We start from the raw sequence: 13496 nt of genomic DNA on the forward strand, positions 1-13496 counted from the left end.
ACTGGCTTTGAATTTCAACCGTTCAGTTTTGTCTAAGTGAAGGAACTCCAAGCACGCCACTCGGGTCAACGGCCACCATGTCCTTGACCAAACAATCGCGGCGGCGGTTCTATGTATTTACCGTTGACATATGTGCCTGGAATTGGGTTGTCCCGGGTGCTCGTGGTCGGTGAGCACGCAGCCAGAAAAACAGACGCAATAGCGGCTGTTAAAGACCACCGGAAAACGCCCCCAAAACTCCGAACCGTCATACCAAGAAACTCCGTAATTGAACGCGAGATCACATAATCCAATTAAACAAATAGGTTCATCACACGGCTCAGCAAGTGTTTATATACTCGCAAAACGACAACATCCCTGCAATTTCAACCTTTGAAAAGACCCAGAAGTGTGGAGATTGCTTTACCTGCACGACTTAAGCAGCTGGCGAAAAGATGAGAGTTAACCCAAAAAGCTGACTGGCGGGAACAACACGCCGTTCTGTGACACCAGTGCAAGCAATTTCAATTGCCGCGATTTGTGGCAAGGGTCCAGTCATTGCGTCAGCGGCGTCATCGCCGATGAGTGACCGATAAGCCCGAGGGTTTAGGACAGAAATCTGGCCTCGGGCGGTGTCGAGTTCCAATCCAAGGCTTGTTGCCCGCATTTCCCGCTGGCCTGTGAACCCACCCAAAAACTCATGATGATCTGAGGGATCTTCCGCGATCATATAGACCACCTTGATCGCCTGAGCGCCATTTGCATGGTTTTGCAAAACCGGCTGCCAGAAGTTTTCGGGATATTTGTTGCGGCAGGTAAAGTAGCCGATGTCCGGGCTTGCCGGATTCCCGACAAAAGTCAGATCAAATCCAACTTCAGCGGTCGAGCCATCCGGCCTGTTGGCGATCCTGCCGAAGGAAAAGGGATCAAACAGCGTTAGCCCAGCCTTTTCAAAATCGGCCCGGTCTCTTTCCGGATCACAGCTGTCCAGGACCAGCATGCTGGTCCCTTCCCGCTTGTTCAAAAAATCCCGGTTGAAACCACCGAATGAAAAGGAAGATCCTTCACTGTCGGTGATCAAACTGTCTTCGGCAATGGAGAGGATTTCGAGAAAAAAACCATCCAGTTGGATCAATCGGTTGGCCGTACCCCAGGAATGCCGGTTTTCAGGCGACACTGTAAAGCCGAGCTTTTCAAACGCTCTGGCGGCGGCTCCAAGGTCATGAACAGGCATCACAACATGATCAAGGCCGCGCACCATTCTTTTCTCTCCAGATAGTTTGGATTAGGCCTTAAACCAGTCGGCTCTGCTGAAGTGCTGCGCCAACGAACGACGCAAACAGCGGATGTGGATCAAATGGCCGGGACTTCAATTCCGGGTGGTATTGAACGCCGATAAACCACGGATGACCCGCAATTTCCACTGTTTCTGGCAGAACACCATCCGGAGAAGTGCCGGCGAAGATCAGGCCGCATTTCTCCAATTGCTCTCGGTAATCAATATTGACCTCATACCGGTGCCGGTGGCGCTCCGAAATGGCGGTGGAGCCATAAACGTCCGCGATCTTAGAGCCGGCTTTCAGCGCAGCTGGATAAGCTCCCAGGCGCATAGTGCCGCCCAGGTCGCCGTCCGCGACACGCTTTTCTTTCTCATTTCCCTTGGTCCACTCGGTCATCAGGCCGACAACCGGCTCTTTGGCAGGGCCAAATTCCGTCGAGCTTGCCTCGGTGATTCCGGCCAGATTACGGGCTGCCTCAACCACGGCCATCTGCATACCGAAACAAATTCCGAAATAGGGAATGTCGCGGGTCCGCGCATAATGCGCCGCGGCGATCTTGCCTTCCGCACCACGTTCACCGAAACCGCCGGGAACCAGAATACCGTGGACGCCTTCCAGATATGGACTTGGATCTTCCTTCTCGAAGGTCTCCGATTCGATCCACTCCAAGTTGACCTTGACCCGGTTGGCGATACCGCCATGAACCAAGGCTTCGATCAAGGACTTGTAGGCGTCTTTCAGGACGGTGTATTTGCCAACAATGGCAATTTTGACTTCGCCTTCCGGATTGGCAACGGCTTCCGAAATGCCTTCCCAGCGGTCGAGAACCGGAGCCGGAGCCCCCTTGATGCCAAAAGCGGCCAGAACTTCGTCGTCCAGGCCTTCCTTGTGATAGGCGATCGGCACATCGTAGATCGATTTGACGTCATAGGCTGGAATGACCGCGCCTTCTCTGACGTTACAGAACAGCGACAGCTTGCGGCGCTCATTTTCCGGGATCGGACGGTCGCAGCGGACCATCAGGATGTCCGGCTGAATGCCGATCGAGCGCAGTTCCTTTACCGAGTGCTGCGTCGGTTTGGTCTTCATTTCACCAGCTGCCGGAATATACGGCATCAAAGTAAGGTGAACATAAACCGCATCACCGCGCGGCAAGTCGTTGCCGAGCTGGCGGATGGCCTCGAAGAACGGCAAGCCCTCTATATCGCCAACAGTTCCGCCGATTTCGACCAGGACGAAGTCGTAGTCTTCGTTGCCGGAAAGAACGAAGTTTTTGATCGCATCGGTCACATGCGGAATCACCTGAACCGTGCCGCCCAGATAATCGCCGCGCCGTTCCTTGGCGATTATGTCCTGGTAGATCCGGCCCGTGGTGATGTTGTCCTGCTGATTGGCCGGACGTCCGGTGAACCGTTCGTAGTGACCGAGATCAAGGTCAGTCTCCGCCCCGTCGTCTGTCACATAGCATTCGCCATGCTGATACGGGCTCATAGTGCCCGGATCGACATTCAAATACGGATCGAGCTTACGCAGCCGAACCTTATAGCCCCGGGCCTGGAGCAGAGAGCCCAGTGCCGCCGAAGCAAGACCTTTACCAAGCGAGGAGACCACGCCGCCAGTGATGAAAATGTATCGCGCCATGGAGCAATACCATATCCTTTCGAAGGGTCGTTTGACCATTCGGGAGTTACGTTCTTAACACATAAAAATGCCCTGCGATTTGAGCCGCAGGGCATATGTTAGGCGAATAGGCCGGTTTTCCGGCGCCGCTCCCTTATTGAGCGGCTGGAACCTGTGGCCCAGAAGGTTGGCTCTGTTGTTTGAGCGAATCAAGAATCCCGCCGCCAGTGCCGCCATCTGCGTCAGCACCCGGGACTGCCGGCGCGCCGTCAGTTGCAACTGGAGCTGCATCCAGAATAGATGCTGGGCTTTCTTCATTTTTGGCGATCAGGCTGAGTGTCAAAGATGTTGCGAAAAAAGCGACCGCCAGAATGCCAGTAGCACGGGTCAGAACGTTTGCCGTTCCGCGGCTGGACATGACGCCACCGCCGCCGCCGCCGCCAATGCCGAGCGCACCGCCTTCAGAGCGCTGCAGGAGGACAACAAGCACCAGGGCCAGGACGACCATCAGGTGGATCACGATGACTACGGTTTCCATCGGCTTCCGTTCAGTTCAAAATACAAGATTGGCGGCCTTCTACACCACAAGACCGCCGCTTTCTACCCTTGAATTGATGCTTCTTTCCTAAAGCGTCAAGGTTCAGCACATTATTCGTATGCCGCAAGGATGCCCAGGAAATCATCTGCCTTAAGGCTGGCCCCGCCAACAAGCGCGCCGTCAACGTTTTCCACTGCCATCAATTCGCTCGCATTGCCCGGCTTTACAGAGCCGCCATAGAGCAGCCGCATAGCGCTGCCTTCAGCAGCAAACCGGCCCGCCAGAGCAACCCGCATGGCTTCATGTATTTCTTCAACATCACCGGCCGTCGGCGTCAAACCGGTACCAATGGCCCAAACCGGCTCATAGGCAATAACCGTGTTGAGCGCAGTTGCGCCGTCCGGCACAGAGCCTTCGAGCTGACGTTCGACAACAGCGACTGCATCACCGGCCTTGCGTTCCGCTTCGGTTTCCCCAACGCACACAATCACGATCAAACCTGCAGCCCAGACGGCTTCGGTTTTGGCTTTTACATCCGCATCGCTTTCGCCATGATCGGTCCGCCGCTCGGAATGACCAACGATCACAGCCTTGGCCCCAGCATCGGCGATCATAGCTGCAGAGATGTCACCGGTGTGTGCGCCCGATGCCGCCGCATGACAATCTTGCGCACCAATTGCCATAAGATTGCCGGAAATCTTTTCTGCAAACGATGAGATTAGAGTCGCAGGCGGGCAAATCATCACATCCACACGGTCAGCCAGATCTTCTGAAATTCCGGCCAACATCTTGTGGAGTTCGGCTTGACCGGCTTTCAGACCGTTCATTTTCCAGTTACCGGCTACCATCGGCTTGATCGGCGTGCTCATGCAATTCTCCTGAGTATTTTCCGCCTATAGACCAGAACGCTCGCCGCCATGCAACGCCTTATCATCAAGATGTTTGTTCTTGCCGTCTTGCTCGTATAAGAAGGCCTCATTATGATCCGCCCGCTTCGTCTGAAGCCGGGCAGCGGCCCTACGTCCGGGCCGAATGAAAAGAAAGAAACGGGAGACGTCATGCTTGACGCATTGCGCAAGGGCGCTGGTACCTGGTTGGCAAAACTGTTCATCGCCTTGCTGATCTTCAGCTTCGCTATCTGGGGTGTGACCGACTTCCTGCAAGGATTCGGCCAAAACACAGCGGCCACGGTTGGAGAAACCGAAGTCTCCTTGATGGAATTCGACCGGGCATACCGCCAGGATTTGAACCGGATCGGCCAGCAGCTTGGACGCCCCCTCACCCCAATTGAAGGCACGCAGCTTGGCATTCCACAACAAGCTCTTGGCCGGTTGGTTGCAGAAGCTGCCATGAGCAATGCGGCGACCGACCTAAAGCTCGGTGTTTCCGATGACCGCCTCGCTGCCATCATTCAGGCGGATCCGGCCTTTGTCGGCGCCACAGGACGCTACGAACGCGGCCGACTCCAGCAAGTCCTCCGGGCCAACGGCTACCGCGAAGATGAATATGTCATCGAACGGCGCAATGGCGCAGAGCGTAACCAGATGGTCCAAGGCCTGTCTGGCGGCATGACTGCACCAACAGCCTATCTGGCAGCCCTGGATGCTTATCAGCGCGAAACGCGGACCGTTGATTACCTGGTTATCACGGCAGATCAGATCGGCGAGATCGAAGAGCCGGCAGATGATGCGCTGGCGGCCTACTATGAAGACAACAAGACAGGTTTCCGCGCACCGGAGTACCGGGAAATCAAATATGTCGAACTTGTCCCATCCGCACTTGCCCGCCCGGAAGACATTACCGAAGAAGATGCCAAGGCAGAGTATGACCGCCGGATCGGCAACTATGCTGAACCTGAGCGCCGCCGCGTCCGCCAGATGTCATTCAACTCCGCAGACGACGCCAAAACAGCTGCCGATGAACTGGCTGGCGGCAAGTCCTTTGCGGATGTGATGGCTGACCGGAACCTCAGCAACAACGACGTCGCGCTCGGCGTGATGGCTCGGACCGATTTTCTTGATGAAGCCATTGGCGAAGCCGTCTTCGGACTTGGCGCTGGCCAATCCAGCGGAGCGGTTGAAGGCCGGTTCTCAACAGTCATTGTCAATGTTGAAGAAATTCTTCCGGCCAGCACGACGCCGTTTGCTGACGTGAAGGCCGAGCTGATCGAAGAGCTCTCTCTTGAGCAAGCCGAGCGCGAAATTCTCGATCTTCTCGACGAAATCGAAGATGCCCGCGCAGGTGGCGCACTTCTTGATGAGATCGGGGAACGTTTTTCCCTCCCGGTCAAATCCACTGGGTCTTTTGACAGTGCCGGGAAATCCACCGTCGGGACGGACGCAATTCTTCCAGATGCTGATGGGCTCCTGGCTGGAATTTTTGAAAGCGACATAGGCGTTGAAAACGACGTTCTTCAAATCGGCTCACGTGGCTACCTCTGGTATGACGTCACTAAGGTAACCCCGGTTCGTGACCGCGATCTGGACGAAGTCCGCGCAGATGTCGTGACGGCCTGGAAAGAAGATCAGCTGAACGAACGCTTGAGCGCTAAAGCCACCGAAGTGCTGGCAAAGGCAGAAAGCGGCACGTCTCTTGCTGACCTGGCCGCCGAAGAAAGCCTGTCTGTTCAAAATGCAGAAGGTGTAACCCGTTCAGAGCCGACCGGCGACCTTGGACGGGAAGCCTTGAGCGCCGTCTTTGAAGGCCCAACAGGAACAGTTGCGTCCGCAGCGTCGGCCGATGGCAATGGCCGGGTTATCCTGAAAGTCGCAGCCACATCCATTCCGGATTTTGATGCAGCTTCACCTGAAGCCCAGGCACTTAAAAATCAGTTGTCTGAGCAATTCCAGCGATCCTTGGTCAATCTGTTCATTTCAGAACAGGAAAACCGTGCAGGCATAGAAATCAACGATGCCGGTATCGCTCAGGTCATCGGCCTCAACCAGGACGGCACCGCTCACAACAGCTACGGAATGTAGAATGCTGGGTTTTAAGGACTTTATTGCAAAGGTCGCTGATGGCCAGTCTTTGAGCTTCGATGAAGCGCGAAACGCGTTCGATATCATCTTGAGCGGCTCGGCCACCCCGTCGCAACTAGGCGGGTTCCTAATGGCCCTGCGCGTACGCGGCGAAACTGTGCCTGAAGTCACCGGAGCTGTCGCGACTATGCGGGCCAAGATGCTGCCGGTCGAAGCGCCTGCAGATGCCATCGATATCGTGGGCACAGGCGGCGACAACTCCGGCAGCTACAACATCTCGACCTGCACGGCCATTGTAGTCGCAGGATGCGGCGTCCCGGTTGCCAAACACGGCAACCGCTCGCTTTCGTCAAAATCCGGTTCATCGGAAGCCTTGGTCGAGCTTGGCATAAACATTGAAATCGGGCCGGATAAGATCGCTGAATGCATCGATAAGTCCGGGATCGGTTTCATGTTTGCACCGCTCCATCATGCAGCCATGAAGAATGTCGGCCCGACACGAATGGAACTTGGCACACGGACGATTTTTAATCTCCTTGGCCCTCTTTCCAGCCCGGCCGGTGTCAAGCGGCAGATGACCGGTGTCTTTGACCGCAAATGGGTTGAGCCGGTCGCTGAGGCTTTGAAAGAACTTGGCTCAGAAAAAGCCTGGATCGTGCATGGCTCCGACGGCATGGACGAAATCACCACGACAGGGCCGACCTATGTCTGCGAGCTAAGCGACGGTGCGCTCCGGTCATTTGAAATCACGCCCTCCGATGCAGGGCTGCCGGAAGCAAAACTCGAAGATCTAAAAGGCGGTACACCAGCCGAAAACGCCAAGGCATTGCGCGACGTACTGGCAGGGGCAAAGAACGCCTATCGGGACATTGTGTTGTTCAATTCTGCTGCATCCCTTTTGGTGGCGGACAAAGTCGGCAATCTAAAGGACGGTGTGGCCATGGCGGCGCGGTCGATTGACACCGGCGCTGCCTCTGTAACATTGGACAAATTGGTTGCGGCCTCGAACGGATAATTAGATGGCGGATATCTTACAGAAAATCGAGGCTTACAAACGCGAAGAAATCGCGACGGCCAAGGCTCAGACCTCTTTGGACGATCTCAAAGCACGCATCAAGGACGTCAGTGCACCGCGCGGCTTTCAAAAAGCAATTGAGGCCAAACACGCGGCCGGAGATTATGCACTAATTGCCGAAATCAAAAAAGCCAGCCCGTCCAAAGGGCTGATCCGCGATGACTTTGACCCGCCGCTGCTGGCTAAAGCCTATGAAGACGGCGGTGCGGCCTGCCTCTCCGTCTTGACCGACACGCCGTCCTTTCAAGGCAAACCGGAGTTTTTGCCAGCCGCTCGTGACGCTGTGTCCCTTCCGGCGCTGCGCAAGGATTTCCTCTATGACCCCTATCAAGTCTATGAGGCCCGGGCCTGGGGTGGCGACTGCATTTTGATCATCCTGGCAGCCATCGATGACGCGACCGCAAAAGCGCTTGAAGACACCGCCTTTGAACTCGGCATAGATGTTCTTCTCGAAGTGCACAATGCGGAAGAGCTGGAGCGGGCACTAAAGCTCTCTTCCCCGCTTATGGGCATCAACAACCGCAATCTAAAAACCTTCGAAACCAAGCTGGAAACCAGTGAAGAGTTGGCGCCGCAAATTCCAGATGACCGGATAATCGTTGGCGAATCCGGACTGTTCACACCGGATGATCTGGCGCGGATGAACAAGGTTGGCATTTCGACGTTCCTTATCGGGGAAAGCCTGATGCGCCAAGACGACGTTGCAGGTGCGACCAAATCCCTTCTTGCCCGCGAGACCTTGTCCAAGGCAGTGTAATCGCAGAATGGCAGACCAAACTCCTAATTTGACCCATCTGGACGAAGCCGGCGCGGCCAATATGGTCGATGTTTCGGAAAAGTCCGTGACGCATAGAATAGCTGTTGCCCGTGGCAGCGTGTCCATGCGGCCGGAAACCCTGGAACTGATCCGCTCCGGCAATGCCAAAAAGGGTGATGTTATTGGAACTGCCCGGATAGCAGGCATTCTGGCGGCCAAAAGAACCCACGAACTGATCCCTCTCTGCCATCCGCTGATGTTGTCCAAGGTGAGTGTCGATATTGAACCAGATGACAGTTTGCCTGGCCTGATCGTCACCGCGACAACAAAAGTCAGTGGCCAGACTGGGGTTGAGATGGAAGCCCTCACCGCCTGCTCGCTGACCTGCTTGACAATTTATGACATGGCCAAGGCGGTCGACCGCGGCATGGTGATCGGTGATATCCGCCTGGTTGAAAAGGCAGGCGGCAAGTCCGGTCATTGGACACTTGAAAATGACGGCAGCGAGGGCGGCACCTGATGAGCCTAATGCCGGTCTCCGAGGCGCTGGAGAAGCTTCTTGCGGGTGTCACTCCGCTTGACACCGATCATGTTTCCATAGCCAAAGCCAATGGCCGCTATTTGGCTGCCCCCCTCGCCTCCACTCGGACACAGCCCCCCTTTGCGGCCTCTGCAATGGATGGTTACGCCATCAGGCATGACGATCTCGTTGGATCTACGCCCAGTCTTGAGGTCATCGGCGAAGCCCCTGCGGGACACGGCTTTGCGGGAAACGTTGGACCCGGCCAAACGGTTCGCATCTTCACTGGGGCACCGATTCCAGATGGCGCAGATACAATCCTTATCCAAGAAAATGCCGAACGTGACGGCGACCGCATAACGGTTCAAGTTGCCCCGGGAAAAGGGGCATTTGTTCGCCCGGCAGGACTGGATTTTTCAAAAGGCGATGTTCTTTTAAAACCACCGCTCAAATTGAACTACCGGCACTTGGCTCTGGCCGCTGCCATGAATCATGCCACGCTGCCCGTTGTCCGCAAACCCAAGGTCGCCATTCTGGCAACCGGGGACGAGCTGGTCCGGCCGGGTACTGAGCCCGGCCCCGACCAGATCATTGCATCAAATCATGCCGGTATTGCCGCTATGGTGGAGGATTGTGGCGGTGAACCGATTGATCTCGGCATATCGCCAGATGAACCCAAGGCATTGGCCGAACATGTCAATCGGGCGCTGCGGGAAGACGCCGATATTCTGGTGACCTTGGGTGGGGCCTCCGTCGGCGATCATGATCTGGTACAAGATGTCCTTGGCAATGAAGGCATGGATCTTGCCTTTTGGCGGATTGCCATGCGGCCAGGCAAACCGCTAATGGCCGGGCGGCTCGGCAAAACAAAGGTGCTTGGTCTTCCCGGCAATCCCGTCTCCAGTCTCGTCTGCGGTTTGTTGTTTCTAAAACCCTTAATGGCCGCCATGACCGGAAAGCCACAACAAGGCAACCGCCCTAAAGAAGCCGTTCTGGCGATGGACTTGGCCGAAAACGACCGGCGCCAGGATTATGTGCGGGCAAAGCTGTCAAAAGACGATGACGGCCGGTTGATAGCTTCGCCATTCCCCAAACAGGACAGCTCCATGCTGGCGCTTTTGGCCAAATCTGGCGGACTGATCATACGACCGCCCCACGCTCCGGCCGAACCAGTTGGTGCGACCGTGCCAGTTCTGGTTCTTTGAAAGTTGGCAAAGAAGCCCCGTTTTATGCGGACTTTGGCGTTTTTTGGTAGATGTCTTGCAGTGTCTGACACCTGCTATACGCCGACCAATAGCGCGCCAGCATTTCCACAAAACCAATTCGCAAGCTAATTTGTTATCTCAATCCAACGATAAATCGTTTTGAAGCCAGTCTATTTCCTCAAGCAAGGAAAAACACTGCGACGTACAAAAGACACGTGAGCAGTTACGGAGCATTCCCTCCCAAGACCTGACGGAAAAGGAACCATCGAAAAGGCCGAACCGTTTGATGCCACGGATCCTCGACTGTGCAATATGTTTTCACTCTTCATGCTTCAAAGAGTGGTCTTTTTGAAGGTGCCGTTGATAGTCATTCAGTTATTACTTTTGCAGAGGATAGATGGATGAAACTATAGCATTTCATATTAGGAGCTCTTACCGCTCTAACAGTACTTGCCAACAAAAGTGCGCAGTCTTCAGAGCAGGGATTTTCTATTCCCAGATCCCAAATCCAAACTGTGTATTCTAAGGCGACTGGCCGCGACTATTCTATTTTTGTTAAAACACCTCGCGGTTATTATACTGCTCAAAACAAAGACAGATACTATCCGGTCGTCTATCTGAATGACGGCCCTTACACATTTCAGATCGCGTCCGGCATTACGCATACCCCTGATTATGAAGATCTCTATGAACAGATAATTCTCGTTGGCATTTCCTATGCGTCTGGTGAAACCGGAAAAAGAAGCCGAACCTGGGATTATACGCCGAACGCCTCCAGTGTTTGGAACACCGTTGTCGGACCAACAGGCGGCGCAGGTGAATATCTGACTTTCATTGAAAACCAACTGATCCCGTTTGTTGAAACAAACTACCGTGCAGATCCTTCTCAGCGGACGCCTGCGGGCCATTCATTCGGCGGCCTCTTTGCAACATGGGTGTTGTTCGAAAACCCAGGGCTTTTCAGAAACTTCATCATCTCGAGTCCGTCCCTCTGGCTCAACAAAAAAGCAATGATTCATCTAGAGAGGAGATACGCAAGTGAACACAATGACCAGACCCAATTCTTGGCAAACCTGCGAAGCCGAAACTTTCCTAGTCTAAAGGTGCGCGACAATATGATAGCCGACATTGATCACACGCTCGCGTTCCCAATCAATTTCACACGGGCGGTCCGCTGGCTGTACCGCGCGACACATCAATGAGTGGCCTGCTACGCTGGACCTACTTATCGTGCGCATTCGTTTCATGGTTGGACTACTGGCGCAGATTGACCCAGTTGCTTGCGAAGTGAATTGTCCCGATTATCCGTAAGCCACTCCCGGACCGACAGCTTTGCTAATGAAGCTGCTCAAATCCGTTGTGTTCAACGGTTTGGAATAGAAATATCCCTGCAGTTGTGTGCAGTTCAGATCCTGCATGATTTGCCGCTGTGCCGCGTTTTCCACGCCTTCGGCTGTGACTTTGAGATCGAGTGCCTGCGCGACCGCAATAACCGATTTAACAACTGCCAACGCATCCTGATCCTGATCCATCGACATGATGAAACTCCGGTCGATTTTGATACCGTCGACTGGAAGCTTGCGTAGGTAGGCAAGCGATGAATACCCGGTGCCAAAATCATCGATCACCACTTTTGCTCCACGATTGCGGAGCCAATGAAGCAGATCAAGGGTCACTTGATCGTTGCTCAAGAACAAGCCTTCGGTTACCTCAAAAACCAGACGGCTGATTGGCAGCGACGCGTTGTTCGCCGCATCTTCAATATCTTTGTAGATCCGCTTCGCATGAACTTGTCTTGGCGACAAATTGACGTTGAGGGTCACATGGTCGCCAACGCCATCCATTTCACTGAATTCTGCGAAGGATGTCCGGAACATCCAGGCCCCGATTTCAGTTATCAGTCCGCTGGTTTCAGCTGCATCAATCATCCGCGCAGTGTTGAGGAATGCGCCACCAGGCGTACGGAATCGCATGAGGGCCTCAAAAGAAGCAATGCTTTCATCCTTGGCCGACATAATCGGCTGATAGTGAACGGAGAATTCGGTTTGGTCCTCCCCGCCAGTTAACAGGGACGCTAGGCGAAGGCGCTCAAACGCCGCTTCCTGCATTTGAGGATTGAACACCGCATGGCTCATGTTGGCGTTCTGGCGGACATCGTTCAATGCAATCGAAGCCTGACTTGCGACAAGCTCCGCTGTATCGGATGGGCCGGACGATGGCGCAAACCCAAGCCGCGGTCGGAGCATCAATTGTGTGTCATCAAGCCGAATTGGCTCTTGGAAAGCCCGCTCAATCCGCGCGACCACATCGTGAATATCCTCGTCCTCGCCACCTTTTAATAGGATCAAGAACTCGTCTTTTTCTTTCCGGGCAATAGACAAGGCATCTGGGAATGTCCGGGATAAGCGATGGCCGGTCTTCTTCAAAACACCTGAAGCCTTCTCATCACCGATGCCATCAACAATAACGCGGAAGCGTTGAATATCGGCATGAACTACGAGCAACTTAGAAGCGGTCAATGTGTTGCGGTAGTAAGCCTCCAAAAAACCGGAGAAAGTGGACAAGCCTGTCAACCTGTCGACATAAGCAAGGTTGCGGATGTGTTCTAGAAGCCCGGTTTTTTCGTAGCCAAGCGCGGCATTTGACATAAACAGCTGAACCACTTCAGAACCGACGGTTTCTTCAAGATCCTCATAGCTCGTTCCCATAAAGAGTGCGCCAGACATGCCATTGCGGGTGACCAAAGGAAGAGCCACACCGTCACTGCCGGTGCAAACTTCCTGTGTCTCAATACATTGATGCACAGTCTGACGGATTTCCGAGCTGCTGATCACGTCCAGTGGAAGATCGACTTTATCTTCGTGCGCGCCGCGGGCGGACAAAACGCGAATATTGGCTTTATCGGCTCCAACATATTCCGGAAGCGTTTCGAAACCGCACAAAAGGCAATCAATCGGTTTCCCGATCAGTGCCGTGAAGTGTTCCAACACCGCAGATGCAAATTCACTCAGGGCATTTTGCTGCACAATCTCCGCAAAATGATCATTGAGTTCCTTCAATTTGCGCCGGTTGGTTTCAAGCGACATAACCAGCTTGTAACCGCGCAATGCCGTGACAATCGCTGTGATCAATTTGGTGCGGGACAGTTCTGCTTTTTCTGCGTACCCGTCTATGTCGAACTTCATGATGACGTCTGTTTGCGGCGCATAACCGGGCTGTCCAGTCCGCAAAATCAGACGGGTGAACCGATTGCCAATATCATCACGAAGCCAACTTACCAGCCCTAGGCCGGCAGTATCGCTTTCCATAACCACATCAACAAGCGCGACTGCGATATCGTCATGTTCTCTGATAATTTCCTTGGCTTCATGCGCTGACAAGGCATGCAAAAGCCTGAAAGGCCGGTTTTCGAATTTGGTGCCGGATACAGCGATGCGCGTGACTTCATGAACATCGGGATCGTCGTCGACGATCAAGACCTTCCACGGCTTCTCCAGTTCATTGACAACTTTAGGCTCAGAAGGCGCTAAAAAATCCATTACCA

At 54.2% G+C, this 13496-nt stretch carries 11 protein-coding genes; 6 read left to right on the forward strand and 5 right to left on the reverse strand.

Annotated features, from left to right (window positions below; all coding sequences use genetic code 11):
* Positions 1 to 415: 415 nt before the first annotated feature.
* From ACOOFE_RS14160 to tpiA, 4 genes are all read right to left on the reverse strand, one after another.
* Complete coding sequence (locus ACOOFE_RS14160) at positions 416 to 1240, reverse strand: VOC family protein (RefSeq protein WP_420415516.1); 825 nt, start codon at positions 1238 to 1240, stop codon at positions 416 to 418.
* 31 nt (positions 1241 to 1271) lie between these two features.
* Positions 1272 to 2900, reverse strand: a complete 1629-nt coding sequence (locus ACOOFE_RS14165) for a CTP synthase (protein ID WP_420415517.1) — start codon at positions 2898 to 2900, stop codon at positions 1272 to 1274.
* A 133-nt stretch (positions 2901 to 3033) separates the two neighbouring features.
* Positions 3034 to 3417: a preprotein translocase subunit SecG gene (gene secG, locus ACOOFE_RS14170; RefSeq protein ID WP_420415518.1), complete on the reverse strand. Its 384-nt coding sequence runs from the start codon at positions 3415 to 3417 to the stop codon at positions 3034 to 3036.
* Between the two features lie 110 nt (positions 3418 to 3527).
* Entirely contained in the window at positions 3528 to 4286 is a 759-nt protein-coding gene (tpiA, locus tag ACOOFE_RS14175) for a triose-phosphate isomerase (protein WP_420415519.1), read from the reverse strand.
* Between the two features lie 189 nt (positions 4287 to 4475).
* Between tpiA and ACOOFE_RS14180 the strand changes: the two genes are divergently transcribed.
* The 6 genes from ACOOFE_RS14180 to ACOOFE_RS14205 all read left to right on the forward strand — a co-directional run bounded on the left by ACOOFE_RS14180 (position 4476) and on the right by ACOOFE_RS14205 (position 11154).
* Entirely contained in the window at positions 4476 to 6395 is a 1920-nt protein-coding gene (locus ACOOFE_RS14180) for a SurA N-terminal domain-containing protein (RefSeq protein WP_420415520.1), read from the forward strand.
* Position 6396: 1 nt separating this feature from the next.
* Complete coding sequence (gene trpD, locus ACOOFE_RS14185) at positions 6397 to 7410, forward strand: anthranilate phosphoribosyltransferase (protein ID WP_420415521.1); 1014 nt, start codon at positions 6397 to 6399, stop codon at positions 7408 to 7410.
* Between the two features lie 4 nt (positions 7411 to 7414).
* Positions 7415 to 8227 carry an indole-3-glycerol phosphate synthase TrpC gene (gene trpC, locus ACOOFE_RS14190; RefSeq protein ID WP_420415522.1) on the forward strand — a complete coding sequence of 271 codons (813 nt, stop codon included), beginning with the start codon at positions 7415 to 7417 and terminating at the stop codon, positions 8225 to 8227.
* Positions 8228 to 8234: 7 nt separating this feature from the next.
* Positions 8235 to 8747: a cyclic pyranopterin monophosphate synthase MoaC gene (gene moaC / locus ACOOFE_RS14195; RefSeq protein ID WP_420415523.1), complete on the forward strand. Its 513-nt coding sequence runs from the start codon at positions 8235 to 8237 to the stop codon at positions 8745 to 8747.
* Positions 8747 to 9952, forward strand: a complete 1206-nt coding sequence (gene glp, locus ACOOFE_RS14200) for a gephyrin-like molybdotransferase Glp (RefSeq protein ID WP_420415524.1) — start codon at positions 8747 to 8749, stop codon at positions 9950 to 9952. Before moaC ends, glp begins: the two co-directional genes overlap by 1 nt.
* 515 nt (positions 9953 to 10467) lie before the next feature.
* Positions 10468 to 11154 (forward strand): alpha/beta hydrolase, encoded by a 687-nt coding sequence (locus tag ACOOFE_RS14205; RefSeq protein WP_420415525.1) that lies wholly within the window; start codon positions 10468 to 10470, stop codon positions 11152 to 11154.
* A 99-nt stretch (positions 11155 to 11253) separates the two neighbouring features.
* On the opposite strand, the gene ACOOFE_RS14210 is transcribed toward ACOOFE_RS14205, so the two are convergent.
* The gene (locus tag ACOOFE_RS14210) at positions 11254 to 13491 is read right to left on the reverse strand and encodes an EAL domain-containing protein (protein WP_420415526.1); all 2238 of its coding nucleotides are present in this window, start codon (positions 13489 to 13491) and stop codon (positions 11254 to 11256) included.
* Positions 13492 to 13496: the final 5 nt, after the last annotated feature.

This window comes from Roseibium sp. (assembly GCF_965216085.1).
Taxonomy (GTDB): Bacteria; Pseudomonadota; Alphaproteobacteria; order Rhizobiales; family Stappiaceae; genus Roseibium.

Bases quoted from the DNA above. Each gene is read 5' to 3' on its own strand.
- ACOOFE_RS14160 (WP_420415516.1), bottom strand. From the start codon at position 1,240: ATGGTGCGCGGCCTTGATCATGTTGTGATGCCTGTTCATGACCTTGGA.
- ACOOFE_RS14165 (WP_420415517.1), bottom strand. From the start codon at position 2,900: ATGGCGCGATACATTTTCATCACTGGCGGCGTGGTCTCCTCGCTTGGT.
- secG (WP_420415518.1), bottom strand. From the start codon at position 3,417: ATGGAAACCGTAGTCATCGTGATCCACCTGATGGTCGTCCTGGCCCTG.
- tpiA (WP_420415519.1), bottom strand. From the start codon at position 4,286: ATGAGCACGCCGATCAAGCCGATGGTAGCCGGTAACTGGAAAATGAAC.
- ACOOFE_RS14180 (WP_420415520.1), top strand. From the start codon at position 4,476: ATGCTTGACGCATTGCGCAAGGGCGCTGGTACCTGGTTGGCAAAACTG.
- trpD (WP_420415521.1), top strand. From the start codon at position 6,397: ATGCTGGGTTTTAAGGACTTTATTGCAAAGGTCGCTGATGGCCAGTCT.
- trpC (WP_420415522.1), top strand. From the start codon at position 7,415: ATGGCGGATATCTTACAGAAAATCGAGGCTTACAAACGCGAAGAAATC.
- moaC (WP_420415523.1), top strand. From the start codon at position 8,235: ATGGCAGACCAAACTCCTAATTTGACCCATCTGGACGAAGCCGGCGCG.
- glp (WP_420415524.1), top strand. From the start codon at position 8,747: ATGAGCCTAATGCCGGTCTCCGAGGCGCTGGAGAAGCTTCTTGCGGGT.
- ACOOFE_RS14210 (WP_420415526.1), bottom strand. From the start codon at position 13,491: ATGGATTTTTTAGCGCCTTCTGAGCCTAAAGTTGTCAATGAACTGGAG.